General features: G+C 43.6%; 15 protein-coding genes, 2 tRNA genes and 3 pseudogenes. 7 read left to right on the forward strand and 13 right to left on the reverse strand.

Annotation, left to right across the window (positions count from 1 at the left end; genetic code table 11):
• Window positions 1-31 precede the first annotated feature (31 nt).
• The gene (locus tag E5Y90_RS00825) at window positions 32-979 is read left to right on the forward strand and encodes a pirin family protein (protein WP_174659134.1); all 948 of its coding nucleotides are present in this window, start codon (window positions 32-34) and stop codon (window positions 977-979) included.
• A 160-nt stretch (window positions 980-1,139) separates the two neighbouring features.
• A complete protein-coding gene (locus E5Y90_RS00830; RefSeq protein WP_174659135.1) occupies window positions 1,140-1,790 on the forward strand; it encodes a glutathione S-transferase family protein in 651 nt (216 codons plus the stop codon).
• Between the two features lie 47 nt (window positions 1,791-1,837).
• On the opposite strand, the gene phoR is transcribed toward E5Y90_RS00830, so the two are convergent.
• The 3 genes from phoR to E5Y90_RS00845 all read right to left on the reverse strand — a co-directional run bounded on the left by phoR (window position 1,838) and on the right by E5Y90_RS00845 (window position 4,878).
• Window positions 1,838-3,196 carry a phosphate regulon sensor histidine kinase PhoR gene (gene phoR, locus E5Y90_RS00835; RefSeq protein ID WP_151205193.1) on the reverse strand — a complete coding sequence of 453 codons (1,359 nt, stop codon included), beginning with the start codon at window positions 3,194-3,196 and terminating at the stop codon, window positions 1,838-1,840.
• Between the two features lie 24 nt (window positions 3,197-3,220).
• On the reverse strand, window positions 3,221-3,931 hold the full coding sequence (phoB, locus tag E5Y90_RS00840) for a phosphate regulon transcriptional regulator PhoB (protein WP_151205194.1): 711 nt from the start codon (window positions 3,929-3,931) through the stop codon (window positions 3,221-3,223).
• A 260-nt stretch (window positions 3,932-4,191) separates the two neighbouring features.
• The gene (locus E5Y90_RS00845; RefSeq protein ID WP_151205195.1) at window positions 4,192-4,878 is read right to left on the reverse strand and encodes a TetR/AcrR family transcriptional regulator; all 687 of its coding nucleotides are present in this window, start codon (window positions 4,876-4,878) and stop codon (window positions 4,192-4,194) included.
• A 219-nt stretch (window positions 4,879-5,097) separates the two neighbouring features.
• On the opposite strand from E5Y90_RS00845, the gene E5Y90_RS00850 reads away from it, so the two are divergent.
• On the forward strand, window positions 5,098-5,946 hold the full coding sequence (locus E5Y90_RS00850; protein ID WP_174659136.1) for an SDR family NAD(P)-dependent oxidoreductase: 849 nt from the start codon (window positions 5,098-5,100) through the stop codon (window positions 5,944-5,946).
• Window positions 5,947-6,167: 221 nt separating this feature from the next.
• On the opposite strand, the gene E5Y90_RS00855 is transcribed toward E5Y90_RS00850, so the two are convergent.
• The 6 genes and pseudogenes from E5Y90_RS00855 to E5Y90_RS00880 form a co-directional block, all read right to left on the reverse strand.
• A complete protein-coding gene (locus E5Y90_RS00855) occupies window positions 6,168-7,532 on the reverse strand; it encodes an MATE family efflux transporter (protein ID WP_151205197.1) in 1,365 nt (454 codons plus the stop codon).
• A gap of 101 nt (window positions 7,533-7,633) precedes the next feature.
• A pseudogene (locus tag E5Y90_RS00860) lies at window positions 7,634-8,254 on the reverse strand (aminotransferase class I/II-fold pyridoxal phosphate-dependent enzyme); the annotation flags it as partial.
• Between the two features lie 45 nt (window positions 8,255-8,299).
• Window positions 8,300-9,232, reverse strand: a complete 933-nt coding sequence (locus tag E5Y90_RS00865; protein WP_174659137.1) for an IS5 family transposase — start codon at window positions 9,230-9,232, stop codon at window positions 8,300-8,302.
• Between the two features lie 44 nt (window positions 9,233-9,276).
• Window positions 9,277-9,627: pseudogene (locus E5Y90_RS00870) on the reverse strand (transposase family protein); the annotation flags it as partial.
• Window positions 9,628-9,752: 125 nt separating this feature from the next.
• Window positions 9,753-9,908: pseudogene (locus tag E5Y90_RS00875) on the reverse strand (peroxidase); the annotation flags it as partial.
• Window positions 9,909-10,131: 223 nt separating this feature from the next.
• Entirely contained in the window at window positions 10,132-10,992 is an 861-nt protein-coding gene (locus tag E5Y90_RS00880) for an IS982 family transposase (protein ID WP_174659138.1), read from the reverse strand.
• An 11-nt stretch (window positions 10,993-11,003) separates the two neighbouring features.
• Between E5Y90_RS00880 and E5Y90_RS00885 the strand changes: the two genes are divergently transcribed.
• Complete coding sequence (locus tag E5Y90_RS00885; protein WP_174659139.1) at window positions 11,004-11,450, forward strand: hypothetical protein; 447 nt, start codon at window positions 11,004-11,006, stop codon at window positions 11,448-11,450.
• A 660-nt stretch (window positions 11,451-12,110) separates the two neighbouring features.
• Here the strand turns inward: E5Y90_RS00885 and E5Y90_RS00890 are convergent.
• From E5Y90_RS00890 to E5Y90_RS00900, 3 genes are all read right to left on the reverse strand, one after another.
• Window positions 12,111-12,186: transfer RNA gene (locus E5Y90_RS00890), tRNA-Thr, on the reverse strand.
• A gap of 199 nt (window positions 12,187-12,385) precedes the next feature.
• Window positions 12,386-12,613: a hypothetical protein gene (locus E5Y90_RS00895; RefSeq protein WP_151205090.1), complete on the reverse strand. Its 228-nt coding sequence runs from the start codon at window positions 12,611-12,613 to the stop codon at window positions 12,386-12,388.
• Window positions 12,614-12,981: 368 nt separating this feature from the next.
• Window positions 12,982-13,072, reverse strand: a tRNA-Ser gene (locus E5Y90_RS00900).
• Between the two features lie 120 nt (window positions 13,073-13,192).
• On the opposite strand from E5Y90_RS00900, the gene E5Y90_RS00905 reads away from it, so the two are divergent.
• Window positions 13,193-15,073, forward strand: coding sequence for a potassium transporter Kup (locus E5Y90_RS00905; RefSeq protein ID WP_174659140.1), 1,881 nt, complete (start codon window positions 13,193-13,195; stop codon window positions 15,071-15,073).
• 104 nt (window positions 15,074-15,177) lie between these two features.
• Here the strand turns inward: E5Y90_RS00905 and E5Y90_RS00910 are convergent, their stop codons facing one another.
• Complete coding sequence (locus E5Y90_RS00910; RefSeq protein ID WP_151207574.1) at window positions 15,178-15,651, reverse strand: hypothetical protein; 474 nt, start codon at window positions 15,649-15,651, stop codon at window positions 15,178-15,180.
• Between the two features lie 259 nt (window positions 15,652-15,910).
• Between E5Y90_RS00910 and E5Y90_RS00915 the strand changes: the two genes are divergently transcribed.
• Both E5Y90_RS00915 and E5Y90_RS00920 read left to right on the forward strand, forming a co-directional pair.
• On the forward strand, window positions 15,911-17,002 hold the full coding sequence (locus E5Y90_RS00915) for a DNA/RNA non-specific endonuclease (RefSeq protein ID WP_174659141.1): 1,092 nt from the start codon (window positions 15,911-15,913) through the stop codon (window positions 17,000-17,002).
• 73 nt (window positions 17,003-17,075) lie between these two features.
• The gene (locus E5Y90_RS00920) at window positions 17,076-17,321 is read left to right on the forward strand and encodes a hypothetical protein (protein WP_174659142.1); all 246 of its coding nucleotides are present in this window, start codon (window positions 17,076-17,078) and stop codon (window positions 17,319-17,321) included.
• Window positions 17,322-17,431 lie beyond the last annotated feature (110 nt).

The following is a 17,431-nucleotide window of genomic DNA, read 5'->3' on the forward strand; positions in this document are numbered from 1 at the left end:
ATATTTTTAAGGTGCTGAGGTAAGCCCGACCATGTCATATAATCAAGAAACTGAACTGTCTTATTCCGATGACTGTCAAAAATATATCAATCAGTTTATTCAGGAATTTCCTCTGCGACGGGCAGAAATTGGGCAGGGGACTGTGATTAAACGTGCCTTGCCTAGCCGGCATAAACGTATGATCGGCGCATGGTGCTTTCTGGATCATGCCGGGCCTGCCAGCTTTCCTCAGGGGAGTGGTCTGGATGTGGGACCGCATCCGCATATCGGTCTGCAAACCTTTACCTGGATGATCGAAGGTACCATGATGCATAATGACAGCATCGGTAGCCAGCAGCTCATCCGGCCTAAACAGGTGAATCTGATGACTTCCGGCTATGGGATTTCTCATACCGAAGTATCTCCCGATACTGAAACCCAGATGCATGCCGCCCAGCTCTGGATTGCCTTGCCGGATGACAAGCTCAATATGGCGCCTGCGTTTGACCATTATCCGGAACTGCCTGTGGTACAAGCACAGGGGATTGAGTTTACCGTGCTGGTTGGAGAATATTTAAATACCAGATCGCCGGTTAAAGTACATAGTGAATTGCTGGGGGTAGATCTGTTTGCTCAAGAAAGTACCTCCGCCCGCCTTAGCTTAAATCCTAAATTTGAATATGGCTTTATGGCCTTAGAAGGCAGCGCCAGCATTAATGGACATGAGCTGACAGAAGACAATATGGTAATTCTGGAGCCAGGACTGGAACATGTGGATATTCAGATTCATACAGGTGGCCGGGTTCTATTATTAGGTGGAGAACCTTTTGAAAGCCCGATTTTACTGTGGTGGAATTTTGTTGGCCGCACCACTGAAGAATTAAAAATGGCACGGGATCAGTGGAGTGAAGGGCATTCCCGTTTTGGCGCTATTCCCGATTATGACGGACCCCGCCTGGAAGCGCCGGCTTTTCCAGACCGGATGCGTCCTTCCAGATAAATCAGTAAGACTGCAAGTCTACTTGGAGCATTTTTGAATTAAACTCCATGAATGAAGCGGAAAAATAGAAAAGCTGTCACCACAGTCATCAAAAACTGAGTTACAGGACGCAGCTTTTGCTATGCTCGAAAAGCAAGAACAATAAAATTATGAGTCTCATATGCGTGTTTTACATCATCTCGAACAATCGCGATCATTTCGTATCCTGTGGGCCATGGAAGAATTAGGGCTGGATTATGAGGTTAAATACTATAAGCGTCAGCCCAATCTTGCTGCGCCACCGGCCTTAAAACAGATCCATCCATTGGGCAAGGCGCCGATTCTGGTCGATCAGGCTCAGGTACTGGCGGAATCTGCAGCGATCCTGGAATATTTACAGGAAACTTATGACCAACAGCAGCAGTTTCGTCCAGAAGATCCTGCCGACAAGGCCCAGTACCGTTACTGGATGCATTATGCGGAAGGTTCATTAATGCCGCTGCTGGTGATGCAACTGGTGATGACCACTGTGCCTAAACATACTCCTTTGCTGATTCGGCCTGTAGCCAAAAAAATCTGCGATGGAGTGAAGAAACAGTTTGTACAGAGCCGCTTAAAAGATCATATCCAGTTTCTGGAAAGTTATTTGAGCGAGCATGATTATTTTGCTGGGCACTTCAGTTTTGCCGATATTCAGATGAGTTTTCCTTTGGAGGCGATGCAGAGCCGGACAAGCCAAAGTTATCCGGCCATTCAAGCCTATCTTAAACGGGTGGCACAACGTGCAGCCTATGCGCGTGCACTGAGCAGAGAAAAACAGATCAGCTCTTAAATGCTTAAAAAAGGTGCAATATGCACCTTTTTCCTTGGCTGTACGGATTATTCTGGAAAGCTCAGACGTTCTTTAGGGAAAACCACTTTAAAGGTTGAGCCTTCATTTTCTTTAGACTCCACTTCCAGATGGGCTTGATGCTGCATCAGCACATGTTTGACAATGGCCAGACCTAAACCGGTGCCACCTGTGCGCCGGCTGCGGTCTGAATCGATCCGGTAAAAACGCTCGGTCAGGCGTGGCAAATGTTTCGGATCAATCCCGATCCCATTGTCTTCTACAATAAAGTAGGCCGACTCGCCATCATCATGCCAGCCCATGGTGATGCTCCCGCCCTTAGGCGTATATTTGATGGCATTGGTAATCAGGTTGCTAAAGGCGCTGGCCAGTTCCATGTCGGAACCAATCAGGTCACAATGACTGTCAATATCCAGATTCAGAGTATGACCATAATCAACATTATAGGCCTGTGCGTCATCAAACAGCTGATTCATCAAGCTTGGCATTTCAATAATCTGGTTCTTGGCAATATTTTTGTCATTTTCCAGACGCGACAGCAGGAGCAGATCATTGACCAGTGCATTCATGCGCCGGGTTTGGGACTGCATCTGGTCAAAGGCACGTTTCCAGCGGGGATTGATATCTTCCTGATCGGTGAAGGTTTCAATATATCCACTTAAAACCGTCAGTGGAGTGCGCAGCTCATGCGAAATATTATCGACAAAATCTTTGCGCATCTGCTCCAGATTATGCATCCGGGTGACATCATAAGCCACCAGCAGGCGGCTTTCACCACCAAAACGAGTCATTTTGACCTGTACATAATGATCTTCAAACAAGGAAGATCTCATTTTCAGGCCATCAGGGGCCTGATCAATATTGTGGTAATATTCGATAAAAATCGGCTGACGTAACAGCGTAAGAATATTACGGCGGCGATCATCCGGAGAGATGCCAAGCAGGCGTTCTGCTGCCGGGTTCCACCATTCGATCTGCTGGTTGTCATCAATCAGCACCACCGCTTCTTGTAAGGCCACCAGTGAGGATTGCGCCCGGTCAATCAGCTCGACCATTTCCGCCTGAACAATACGTTCCTGACGCTGGGCCCGATATACATTGAACAGCAAAGCCCCCCAGATTCCGTGAATATTAGGGGGGACATCATAGGGGCGATTTGAAATCCACTCATTGACCAGATACAGGGAGCGCATCTGGGTGGCAAAAAAAGCCACAAATGCCAGTACCAGACAAACCCAGAAATACCCAATCCCGAAGCCGATAAAAGCGGCAATGATCAGAAAAAATGCCAGTAAGCGTAAATCCTGCTTGGCAAAATCCCATAAGCTGCTGTAACGGAATTTCTTGTGGTCACGTGCCAGCTCGGGGACAGGGTAAGGTTCATACATAAAACTAGGGTTACCTAAAAGAAATTAACCAGCGGCAACATCGGCCCGTGTTGAGAAGCGGTAGCCGGTACCACGTACAGTCTGCACAAAACGGTCTGCCCCATAAGGCTCTAGGACCTTGCGCAAGCGGCGGATATGGACATCAATGGTCCGGTCTTCAATATAGACATTACCCCCCCAAACCTGGTCCAGTAATTGGGTGCGGGTATAGGCGCGTTCCGGATGCGTCATGAAAAATGCCAGCAAACGGTACTCGGTCGGACCCATTTCCAGAATCTTGTTGCCAAAATTCACCCGTTGGCTCACTGGATCCAGCACCAGACCATTGGCATCAATGGTTTTTTCTCCACTTAGCGCATTGGCACGGCGCAGAACCGCTTTAATCCGTGAGACCAGTTCGCGTGTAGAAAATGGCTTGGTCATGTAGTCATCAGCACCGGCATCCAGTCCCTGTACCTTATGATCTTCTTCACCACGGGCGGTCAGCATGATAACTGGAATTTCAGACAGGGATTCATCACGTTTCAAGCGACGGCAGAGGTCTACGCCGCTCACTCCACCTGGCATCATCCAGTCCAGTAAAATGAGAGCCGGACGCTGATCCACAATCATCTGATGCGCTTGTTTGGCATCTTCTGCCTGCAGACACTGAAATCCTGCCATATCCAAAGAGGTATGAATCATTTCCCTGATTGGGAGTTCGTCATCGACGATTAATATGTAGTCATCTTTCACAACGCAATACCCTATTTCATGCAAACGGTGGACCGTTTTATATTTATGACAGGCTTATTACAAAGACTAATTATGACAGTATCATTGCAGAAAGGGAAAATAGCCGAAGTTTCGCAAAGATTTGTGACAATTTTAATAAAAATTTAATTAGAAATCGGACATTTTTAACTCAGGTTATTTGTTTAAATTATTGTAAATAAATTAAAAATTAAAAATAAGTGGCGGCTGATCAAGATAAAAAACCTATTTCTCTATAAAAACTAGGCTTTGACTTTTTTCTCGGCAAAATGCTCCAGCAGGGCCAGAAAAATAATACTGCAGGAGGACAGCACTTCGTCCATCGACTGTTTAAAGCCGCTCATGACCCAGCGGATTGCAATCTGGGTAACATAGCCATTCAGTCCGGTCGACACTAAAGAAAGCTCCTGTTCAGAGCGGCTCAGGTTCGGCATCATCAGCATGACAAAGGCATGAATCATGCGGTCAAAGCGCAACATGGTTTCATGAATCGTGGCCTGATTATGCAGCTCCTGTACCAGCATGGCATCAATATAAATAATCCGTGCCATACGTGGATTATCTTTTAAAGTTGTTAGCAGGGCGGTCAAGCCGGCTTTAATCATGTTTTGCGGATCGGCTGAGGCTTGCAGCATGGCCTGCATGACATTTTGCTGCAACTCATCAATCAGCTGTAAAAAAATGGTCTGAAATAGGTGCTCACTTTTTTTAAAAGACTCATAAAAATAGCGTTCGGTGAGCTTGGCTTCATTGCAGATATCTTTGACCGTCACCGAAAAAAAACCATGGGTGCCATAAGCTTCGATACCGGCTTCGATTAGTTTTTCACGACGTAACTGCTGGCGCTCCGCCATCGACAGGCCTTTAAACTGACGCTCTTTAGCGCGGGTCGCTGGTGCTTTTGTGGTTGAAGGAGCTGAATTGGTCATAACTTTCAGTGGCAGTCTCGCTAAAGGTTGGGGCTATCTTATCAACAAATCTGCATTTGACCTATGCTGAAATTTCAGACTGAAACTTGGCCTGTAGAGACATTATAGAGTGATTGACAATACTTATTGTCAAAACTATATTGAAATGATGGGCTGCATCCTGAACAGACAAAAATACCGGCTGTCATGGACTGGCAGTATTTAATTCAAGGAATCTCAATGAAAAATTTTAACAATAAAGTTGCAGCGATTACCGGTGCCGGTTCTGGCATTGGCCAGCAGCTGGCTGTACTTCTGGCACAGCAGGGCTGTCATCTGGCACTGAGTGATGTTAATGAGCAGGGGCTGGAAAAAACACTCGGGCTGCTGAAAGGCAATGATGTCCGTGTCACCACTCAAAAAGTGAATGTCGCCAATCTGGCTGAAGTTCAGGCTTGGGCCAAGCAGGTCGAGCAGGATCATGGCAGCGTGAATATGATCTTTAATAATGCAGGTGTTGCCTTGGGCAGTACGGTTGAGGGTGCAAGCTATGAAGATCTGGAATGGATTGTAGGAATCAATTTTTGGGGCGTGGTCTATGGTACCAAGGAGTTCCTGCCGTTGATCAAAAAAACCGGTGATGGACATGTGATCAATATTTCCAGCCTGTTTGGTTTGACCGCCCAGCCCACCCAGTCTGCTTATAACGCGACCAAGTTTGCGGTACGTGGTTTTACCGAATCCTTGCGTCAGGAGCTGGATATGCAAAATTGCGGTGTAAGCGCGCTGTGTGTACATCCGGGTGGAATTCGCACCAATATTGCCAATGCAGCCAAAATGAATGATAGTCTTTTGAGCTTAGGGATGCATCCTGAAAAATCGGCACGTAATTTTAATAAACTGTTGCGTTGTCCGCCTGAAGAAGCTGCTCGCCAGATTCTGGATGCGGTGCAGAAAGACAAACGCCGTCTGCTGATCGGTAATGATGCCAAGGCCCTGGATATGATCCAGCGCATCTTGCCCACCGGTTATCAGCGCGTCACTGCTCTGGCTTCGCGTCTGGGTAAAAAAGGCAAAAAATCAGCTTAATCACCTTCCTCTACCTCGGCCCGCGAAAGCGGGCTTTTAACTTGATTGATGCGGTTTATTTTAATTGATTCCGAAGACAAGATAAGAAAATCAGCCAGTTCTCTATAAGCCGGAAAGTTACAGCTGGTTTAATTTATAAACCGGATGTCATCACTGTATCTGTCAGTTTTTAATATTAAAAATGCGTGGACTATGCAATAACATATTGATTTTTAAAACCCTCAGATCAAGGCCTGAATAGTTTTTTTCTTCCAGACCAACTGGTAATACAAGCCCTGCAAAATACACAAGCTTACGAAGGTCAGTGCGTAGGCATACCAGATGCCTTCCAAGCCCCACCACTGGCTAAACAGATAGGCACAAGGCACCTCAATAACGAGAATGGTCAGAATATTAATCAGCATGGGCACCGTCACTGTACCGCTAGAACGCATAATCGAGGCAAAAATCGCGCTGGCGCCAAAGAACAGGATCGACCACAGTACAATAAACAGGAGCTGCTGACCCAGCACCACCACCGCTGGATCGGTAATAAACAGAGCCATCAGATATTTAGAAGACAAATAAGCAAGAATTACCAATCCGCCAGTGAACAGGATATTCATACTTAAGGCGGTTCGGGTGACTTTATTGAGTAAATCCGACTTTCCTGCACCAATGGCCTGCGCCCCAAAGACTGAGGCAGCGATAGCGATAGATAAAGCGGGAAACTGGATATAGTTCAGGACCTGATTGACCGCACCATAGGCCGCCGTTGCTTCAGCTCCATGACGGTTGACCAGTCCTACAATCACTAATCCTGCCACGGAAGTCGTCACCATCTGCACTCCGGTAGGAATGCCTAGCCGTAAAATGATCTTGCTCAACTGGGGTTGATGGCGGATATTTTTAATTAAGGCCCAGTCCAGTTTCAGTGGATGCTGTTTATAATTTAAATACAGCACTAAAAAAACCAGTACGGCCAGATTGCCTAAAATAGTGGCGATAGCAGGCGAGATAATCCCCATCCGAGGAAAACCAAAATAGCCGGCAATCAGGACTGGCGTGACCCCCAGACCGATCCCAATCGTTAATGCTGAAGCGAACAGTGGGGTGGTACTGTCACCGACACCACGTAAAATGGAAGTATAAATAATATAAATAAAAATCAGGGGACTGCCAGCCAGCATCCATTGTACATAGGGCAATGATAAATGCATGACCTCAGGATCTGTGCCCAGCGCAAGTAAAATCTGCTCCGCAAAAATGACCCCCAACAGGGCAATCAGGCTTCCCCCAATCAGGGTCATAAATAAGGTAGAGCCCACCACACAGTGTACTTTTTCCAGGTTTTTAGCGCCCCAGGCCTGCCCAATCAGGACGGTCGACCCGGCAGAGAGCCCGATCACAAAAGCCATCAAACAAAACAGGATCGGAAAGAACACCGCAACAGCAGCAATCGCGTTGACCCCCAACATCTGCCCGACAAAGATAGTATTTACCGTACCGGACAGACTTTGCAGGATATTGGTCGCAATTAATGGCAACAGAAAGACCAGAAAGGTTTTCCACAGATTTTTTTGCTGAATTAAAGCCTGCTGCGCCATATAAGGTCCTGTTCTTGGTTTTTCAAATACTTATCTTAGCGAATTATGCTAGATCGGCAGTTAAAACGCCTTAGCTTTTCAGTAACGGCACAGCCTGTGTTTTAAACTTTGGCAAGAATATGTGCTGCTTCAATTAAGGTTTCATTTTTTTTGGCAAAACAGAAGCGCAGCAAATGTATATTTTGTGGAGGATCTTTATAAAATACAGAAACTGGAATGGCGACCACGCCATGCTGCTGGGCCAGATAATGACACATTGACAAGCCATCCAGATCGGGGCGAATCTCACGATAGTCCAGATTCTGGAAATACGTCCCTTGAGTAGGCGTCCATTGAAAACGTGTGCCTGCCAGTTCTGTATTAAACAAATCGCGCTTGGCCTGATAAAAACTGGAGAGCTGATGAATATGCTCGGGATGCAGTTGCATATATTCAGTCAGGGCAACCTGAATCGGGGTCACACCACAAAAGCTGACAAACTGGTAAATCTGTCTAAATAGCTGCATCAAAGGCGGAGGCGCTACACAAAAACCGGTTTTCCAGCCAGTGACATGAAAGGTTTTACCAAAAGATCCCACCACAAAGCTGCGTTCACGTAACTGCGGAAAGCTGGCTGCCGAAATATGGCGAACATCGTCAAAGACCAGATGTTCATAGACCTCATCAGACAGAATCACAATATTCCGGTCATGAACCAGTTCAATCAACTGTTGCCGGCTTTGTTGCATAAAGGTTTGAAAGGCTGAGTTCCCTTAAGCTACTCAAATTTAAGAGACAACTTGGGTATGAGGGCGACCTAATTCTGTGAATTTATTCAAGACTGCTATGCGTGCATGGATCTCATTCACCTGACTTGGAAAACTCCGCGCTGTTAATTTATCGCCTAATAATTTGATGCAATGCATCTTGGTTTCAACCAAACTTCGACGGTGATAACCAGACCACTTTTTCCAAAGCGATCTGCCTAGCCGTTTGACTGTCTTTAATAATTCGTTCCGCTCTATAGACCTCGCTTGCTGATCCTTCCAAGGCTTTGCATTCTTTCTAGGTGGAATGATCGCATGTGCATCTCGATCTAAAATGACTTGTCGGCAGTGCTTTGTGTCATAAGCACCATCTGTATAAACAGAATCAATTGGTTCATCCAAGGGAATTTGAGCAAGTAAATCTTCGAGTACTTGAGAATCACTGACATTATTTGTGGTGAGTTGTACTGCACGTATTTGCAGGGTTTTAGCATCTATAGCAATGTGAAGCTTACGCCATTGGCGACGATATTCAGCCCCATGTTTCTTGCGTTTCCATTCACCTTCACCAAGAAACTTCAAACCAGTAGAGTCTACGAGTAGATGCAGTCCATCACTACTTTTTTGATAGCTAATCGCAATATCAATATGCTTTTGTCTACGACAAAGGGTGGAATAATCCGGAGCTGTCCAATCTAATCCAGAGAGTTTAATCAGACTTTGAACAAAACCTGTGACCATACGTAAAGAGAGTCGGAATAGTAATTTGATCATTAAGCAGCATTGAATCGCTGTATCGGAGTAGGTTTGATTTCGACCTTGCTTGCCTTGTGATTGTGCATACCACTGAGTCTTTGGATCAAACCAAATGGAAATATTACCTCGGTTAATTAAGGCTCGGTTATAGGATGACCAATTGGTTGTACGGTAGATTTTAGAGGCAGGCTTATTCATTTTGAAATTATATTGCTGAATAAGCTTTTGATGCTAGGTTTGTGCAACAAAGCCCAGTTAAATTGTTCGTCTGCTGTGGTAATGCTGCGTTTTGGCAGGGTAAAACGTCTTGATTTCATTAATGCATCTTCAACCTTTTTAATAGTTCGATTCACATTACTTTCAGCGATATGGTAATTTGCCGCCAATTCCAATTGGGTGTTGTAGCTCCGTAAGTAATTGAGTGTTAATAATAATTGATCCTCTATAGCTAAAGTATGAGGACGCCCTAATTTCTTTTTAAGTGATTCTGCTTCTTTTAAAACTTCGACCATTTCACTAAAAACTGCTCGAGGTACACCAACCAAGCGCTGGAATTCAGAATCTGAAAAACGATTTAATTTCTGATATTTCATGCAATCTATATTGAGGCAGTTTTTACTTTCGCAAGAGGTCTAATATTTTGAAGGAAATAATAAAAAAGAATTCTCATTCTGATAGTAATTGAAATAAAAAGCCGACTTTCATCGGCTTTTCATTTTTACCCTTCCAACACCTCTTCCAGCAACTCCTCACTCGGTGCAAAGTAATAGGCGCCATCCAGAGGTGTTACGAAATGCAGTAGACGGTCATGGATTCCATCGCCAGACGTACCGAACATGCGCTCTAACATGGCATCAGTAATAGTTAATATTTTGGAATGATAAATCCATTTATGTGCAGTTAACGGTAGAAGAGCTAAAAAGACATATATCAAAACCATTTAAAATTATTTTACCTAAAAATTTTAAAGGAATTTAGAGAAATGAATAAGTGTTTAAATGTATTATTAATGATTTCTATGTTAAGTTTTTTAAATATTACTTATGCTGAAAAAAAATTATTAAATTGTAATTTAACCTGAATCCTGTTTAAGCCAACTATTCGATTACTCGAATGGTTGGCTTATTTCTGTGGCTCAATTGATATGCGCACAATGAAGCATAAATCCCTCCTAGAAATCCACAAACACTACGTACTCTACTCGTCACTAAATTGTACTGTCCTTTCAATAGGCTGAATAAAGTCTCTATTTTATTGCGCTGTTTTAAGTGATATTCATCAGATTCTTGTAGTTGAATAAACTTCATATTCTTTCGATGATAAGTAATTAAATCAATACCTTGATCTTTCAACCTACTTTTTAAATCTTGGCTGATATAACCACGATCCGCGTAAAGCTTTGCTTCTAAGCCTTCAACCAAATGCTCAACCATTTTTATGTCAGCCACATGTCCATTGGATAATGCTGAACAAACTATTTCTCCAAGTTGATTCATCACAACATGTAATTTACAGCCGTAGAACCAGCCCATTGAGCTTTTACCGCGAGAAGCAATTTTAGATAATGATTTATGGCGTTGAATCCGTTGGTTTTTACAAACAGGTAAAGTGGTTGAGTCAACCCATAAATATTGGCTCCGTTGACCTTTCATTAAGGCTACATGTAAAGCATGTAGTGCTAATTGATGCATATTAATCAGGTGAATCATGCGTTGATAACAAGGTAAGTTTTTAAATAAATGACTTTTATCCTGTTTCAGCCATGAAAAAAATGCTTTGAAATTATTGAAGTGAGAACACTTATACCAAATGGCGATAAAGATGATTTCAGAGATACTCAGTTGCGCTTTTCGGATTCTTAAGCAGTGATGGCTTTGCTTGAGGAATTTCCAGTAGGTTGCTTCAAATTTAAGAAAGAAATCATCAATTACACAGAATAATTCAGTACTATTGAACATCGGGACTAGAGTTGTGGGTTTTGTGTGGTAACTCAACTGATGGCTCTAGTCCTTCTGTTTTTCAAGTCCATTTCTTATCCGCGATTCGGGTTAATTTAATTAATGTTAATGAAAGCCTTCAGTGTGTTTTAAAAGAAAACAAAAATCTTTTATATCAATTAGATGGTTTAAATAATAAGAAGAAAGATGACTATAGAAACTGGAAAAGTAGAATTAAAAATAACTGTGAAAATAAGATTAGATATTCTATGGGAGAAGGAACGGCTTTAGAAAAAGAACAATGTTTAAGAGATGAATATATTATAAGAATAAAAAATATTTCTGTAAATTTTCATAAGAACAATAATATTGAAAAAAATGATGATGGATTTCCTGTTACGTCTCTTCCATATAACTCAGAGGATCATTTAAAATGTATTTTAGAAAATAATAAAATAGTTGTAGTAAGGTTAAATTAATTAATATTATAGAATTATCCAAAGTTTATAACTTTTTAGATGATAGTTTTGGTGCGTCTGTAGTATTACCTAAATCAAATAATGGATTGTTGATAATAGTTTCACCATTTTCCGAAGAAAGTGGAGAAAAATTTATTAACTTGGCTTTAGTAAATAGTCTAGGCGTAGTGAAAAATATTACTTTAAATGCTTCAAAAAATATTATTATTATTAATAATAATCATGAGGTGTTTTTTTACAAGGAGAATAATAAGTCTAAAGTTTTATTAAAATAAAGAAAATATTTAACCCGAATCCTGGTTATATGAATGATCTTCTAGCAGAATACCCCACGACCTACAAGGATTGAGCCTAGAAGTCCTGTACTAAACAGCGAATCCAAGAAATATCAAAAACTCCCCAAGTGTTCCATTTTCCACTCGTCATACGCCTCGATGGGATACCTAGATGCTTCATCTCTAACGTAGCCCGATTGGAGAAGTGGAGTGCTTGAAAATGGCTATAGAGAGGAAACTAGTTTGGATTATAGTTACTTATTCTTGATTTTAGACCACAAGACTATTGAATTGATGGACCACAAGATGAACCAAGAAAAGAATGCACTGGAAAACTATAGATAATAAAAAACCCCATAAATCTAAGACTTACGAGGTTTAATAATGGTGCCGGCACACGGATTCGAACTGTGGACCTACTGATTACAAGTCAGTTGCTCTACCAACTGAGCTATGCCGGCGATGTGGAGTGCATTCTACAGATTTTTTGGGTGGGTGCAAGCCAAAAAATAACCGGTTAATCTTTCAAAAAAGCGATGTGGAGTTGAGAGTAATCTGCAAGATAAGCGGTCATCATACTTTAAGCGGCAAATCGCCCATTTTTTATTATGGGCGAAGCTGAAATGAACTGGAAATAGATCACGGGGTGTAGCTAAAAAACTATTTATGTTTCAGGATTTGGGCGAGATCTTGTGCGCATTCCTCTAAAGTAAAGGCCATATCGAACTGCATTTGAGGTTTGAGTTCTTGAGCGAGGCTTCTCCACTGTTCGATAAGTTTGAGGGCTTTTTGAATTTTATGTTTGTTAATATCCTTGGCGATAGTCGGGGTATAACCACCACGTTTTGCATTTTTGATTTGTTTTATATAGTTTGCGCTGTTATTCATGTTCGCTCTCCGAATAGCAGTGTATCTACTTTTAACTTTGAGTTGAAATGGTGTACTTCGATCTAAGGTCTTTTTATTCTGGTCTTGGTTTTTCTCTCCTTTTTTTAAATATCCTGAACGAACCATAACATAGCTTTAATGACAATAAAATGAAGCGATTATTGTGCCAATTTTTGATGGGTTAATATAAATAAATTAAAGCAGAACACAATATTAAAGAAACGCAGGGTTTTTTTCGATAGTCGCTCTGAGCAGCTATGAACTTCTGGAAAGGGAGAGTGTGTAAGGAGAATGATGATAAAAATAATACGATTTTTTATTTTTAAGACAAAAAAAATCCGAATCATGTGATTCGGATTTTAAAATTCTGGCGGTGAGAGAGGGATTCGAACCCTCGATACGCTATTAACGTATACACACTTTCCAGGCGTGCTCCTTCAGCCACTCGGACACCTCACCATGGCCGAGGATAATATCGAAAAAAAACGCTGCTGCCAAGCTGAAACAATTGATTTGCAGAAAAACTTTTAACGTAATGCTATGATTTGCAAAAATGCTTGTTTAAAACGAAGACAATATATGCAAAGTACAGCAGAAAAAGCAGCTCTTCCCGTGATTACGCTGGCTGCACTTGGGGTCGTTTTTGGAGATATTGGTACCAGCCCTCTATACGCACTGCGCCAATGTTTCCTGACAGCACATCTTGCGATCAGTGAAGCCTCTGTGCTTGGCATTCTGTCCCTGATTTTCTGGTGCATGATGCTGACCATCAGCTTTAAATATGTCACGATTATCATGCGTGCCGATAATAATGGCGAAGGCGGCATCATGTCGCTACTGGCTTTAAATCTGCGCACTACACGAATTGCAGATCAGAAGAAAATTTTTCTAATTGCATTGGGGTTTATCGGGGCCTCGCTGTTTTTTGGAGATGGCATTATCACGCCAGCCATCTCGGTGCTTTCCGCTATTGAAGGCTTAAGTATTGCCACGCCTATCTTTGACCGCTGGCTGATGCCGCTGTCGATCGGGATTCTGGCCGGGCTGTTTATGCTGCAACGCCATGGTACAGGCACCATGGGGAAATTTTTTGGCCCCTTGACTTTGCTCTGGTTCCTGTCGATTGGGGCTTTCGGTTTGTGGAGTATTGCCCAGACGCCATTTGTACTTTCGATGGTGAATCCTTATTGGGCTTTTCACTTTGTTGTCGATCAGCCCTATGTCGCATTTCTTACCATGGGCGCGGTGATTCTGACCATGACTGGGGGTGAAGCAATCTATGCCGATATGGGCCATTTTGGCCGCTTGCCGATTCGTATGGCCTGGTTTGTGATTGTTTTACCTTGCCTGCTGCTGAACTATGCTGGACAGGGCGCATTGTTATTACGTCAACCAGAAGCGTTAGCCAATCCTTTTTATATGCTGATCCCGGACTGGGCACTTTATCCAATGATTGGACTCGCCACTGCGGCAGCGGTGATTGCATCTCAGGCTGTGATTACCGGGGTATTCTCCATGGTCAATCAGGCGATTCAGCTGCGTTATTTACCGCGTCTGAGTGTGAAGCATACTTCGGCGGTAGAGCGTGGCCAGATTTATCTGCCTTTTATTAACTGGATGCTGTTTATCTCGGTGTTAATCCTGATCTTGCTGTTTGAAAACAGTGCCAATCTGGCCAGTGCCTATGGCGTGGCAGTCACCATGACCATGCTTTGCGGGACTATTTTGATTAGTATTTTGGCCTATGGATTCTGGCGCTGGCCGGTCTGGAAAGTCATACTCTTTGCTGCTCCATTTTTAACGCTTGACCTGATTTTTGTTGCCTCTACCTCCTTAAAAATTGCTGCGGGAGGCTGGGTGCCGATTCTGATTGGTGCGGTGCTGTTTACCATTTTAATGACCTGGAAAGATGGGCGTGCACTGGTACTCAACCGTCTGGAGCAGGATGCCTTACCAATCGAACTGTTTATCAAAAGTATTTCGATGGGAGATGCGACCAAGTTTGTTCCGGGTGAAGCCATTTTCCTGACCGGAACCCCGAGCATTGTTCCGCATGCCATGTTACATAACATCAAGCACAACAAGGTGCTGCATGAACGCAATATTCTGGTGACCGTGATTACCCGGGATATCCCTTTTGTGGCGAAAAAAGATCGCATTCAGGTTGAAACGCTTAGCAAGCATTTTTATCGGGTCTATATGTATTATGGTTTTAAAGACCAGCCGAATATTCCGGAGGCTTTGCAACAAGCCTATGCCGAATGGGGCTTTGAATATGATCTGATGCAGATCAGTTTCTTTATTTCACGGGAGCGGATTATGCATACGGTAGGGGATGGCATGGCCGCATGGCGAGAAAAGCTGTTTGTTTCCATGCAGCGTAATACCAGTCCGGTCAGTGACTTTTACCAGATTCCGCCTAATCGAGTAGTAGAGTTAGGTAGTCAGATCGAAATGTAAAATTAAATAGAGGCCCTAGAGGCCATAAAAAAACCAGAACTGTATTCTGGTTTTTTTTATGCAAGACACGTTCGGAATAGCTGAATCAGGCATCCTTCATAGAATTATTGTGCTGGTTCTACTACTGCGGGCATATCAGGTGTCGCATTTATTGCAGCCTCCGCCATAGGAGCAGTCTCGGGCTGTGCTGAAATGTCAGCAGGAGCCGCTATGGCAGCCGCTTCAGGACTTGCTGGCTGTGGCTGTTCAGGGTTCATGCCGGGTGCAGCTTCAAGCTGGTTAGGCATGGGGTGAGGATGGTTGGCGTTCGGATCGGCCATCGGTGCCTCGGAAGAAGTGGCTGGCATCGGTTGCTGTGCAGGCTGTGGTGGTGCAGGCTGATTGACTAGGCGCACCTGCCCTGAATTGACCAGGCTTTCTAAAGAGCCTTGCTGGCCGTTGACGGTGGTACTAATTTTGGCTTTAGCTAGGCTTTCCAGAGTTTCACCTGGCTGTACAGGTGGCTCGGCAAAAGCAGCCGCACTTAGGACACTGGTAAATAAGCCCACACCTAAAATTTGAGTTAATTTGGAATTCATGCAGACTCCATGATTGTACGTAATTTAAATAGCTTTATACTGTTGCATAGTCATTCTGTTGCCGCAATGAAAGCTACTGAATACTCAGAAAACCCTATTTAAAAACCATCAAAAAATAGACAATTTGTTACAGGAAAGACCTGAATGAGCGGGGTTTGTTTAATTGTTAGGCGAATAACAGGGGCGAGATATACTTCATATACACAGCTTGTTAAGCTCGCCAAAAATCAATATTGATCGGAAAATAGCAGTTGTCAGCATGGCCAAGAAGCAATCTAAACCGAAGAGTGGTGTAACTCCGTTGTTAAAAGGAAATAGTGTCAAAATCATCTTGGGTGTAGTGGCCTCGGTCAGTTTTGCGATTGCATTTGGTCAAGAAAGGCTGGGTCAGTGGGTGTCTTTGGGAACGACGTCAAACTCATCTTGCCTGGCACAGTTTTATTATGATGCTCCACCTTATCTGATGAAAGACAGTCTGAAAAAAGACAGTTATTCACTGTGTTTTAATGGCTTTAATGTTGGATATTCTGGGGTGTCGAAAACTCCGCTCTGGGTGGCAGAGGTTTTAACGCCAGCACGGCTGAGCCAAAAAATTCCGCGTGAAGACAGCTTCCATGAAGAAGGACGTGTGAAGGCAGTGCATCGCGCAACGCTGGCGGATTATCGTGGTTCAGGCTATGACCGCGGGCATATGGCGCCTAATGCGGATATGCCAACCAAGGCAGCCCAGTATGACAGTTTTTCGCTGGCCAATATGGTGCCGCAAGCTCCTAAAAATAATCAGCAGGTCTGGCGCGAACTGGAAGAGGCAACCCGGGCAATAGTCATGCGACAAAAGCAGGATGTGTATGTGATTACCGGTCCGGTCTTTGCTGCGAAAAAACTGAAAACCATTGGTAATGGCGTCATTGTGCCAACCGCCGTCTATAAAGCGATTTATATACCAAAAACCGGGGCGATCGGGGCTTATTATGCGCCAAACGATAATTCACAAACGGTTCGAGTTGTGAGTGTCTGCTATCTGGAAGAAAAGCTGGGAATTAACCTGTTCTCGCAGTTAACCGAAGAGCAAAAACGTAATACCTACCATTTACCGTTGACGGCCAGAGCTGTGAAAGCCAGCCAGAAGATTGCCTATTCCCACTGGGATGCAGAAAGCCAGTGTGCCGAAGGCGTATCCAAGGAAAACTTGCAGGCCTTGCAGCGTGAATTTAAAGCGGTGACCAGCGATAGCCCGACGCAAAATAGAAACACCGCTGCAAGCAATATGACAGAAAGCAATACTCAGACGGCTTTGATCAGCCAGTTGACCGAAGCGATTCTTCAGTTCATTCTGCAACTGCTGAAATAGACTTGCTGTAAAAAGCCCGATTCGGGTAGCATGCAGAGAGTACTTTAGAATAAGCAGATAGGATGGGGCCACTATGTTTAAAGCCTATAAAGATGGCAATGAGTCGCATGCCATTCATGATCTGACAGTTGAAAATGATCTGGACTGTGTCAGCCTGTATGGTAATTTGCAAATTACCAAAGACCAGGCTGGGCTCAAGGCTGCCAAAGTCTTGCAGGCGCTGCTGGATGATATTGTTCAGGAACTGGAAAATACCCCTGATTTACCAGAAAAAATTGAGCATGATGATGCTCATGAAATCGAGAATCCGTTTTTATAAAGAAGTAAACCAGGATCTGGTTAAGGTCGCCTCTAAACTTTTTTAGAAAAAACTGAAGCTGCGACTGGGCTGTGATTGATATTTTTGCTTGAATCCTGAATTTTCCTTTT

This window comes from Acinetobacter sp. 10FS3-1 (assembly GCF_013343215.1).
Classification (GTDB): domain Bacteria; phylum Pseudomonadota; class Gammaproteobacteria; order Pseudomonadales; family Moraxellaceae; genus Acinetobacter; species Acinetobacter lwoffii_C.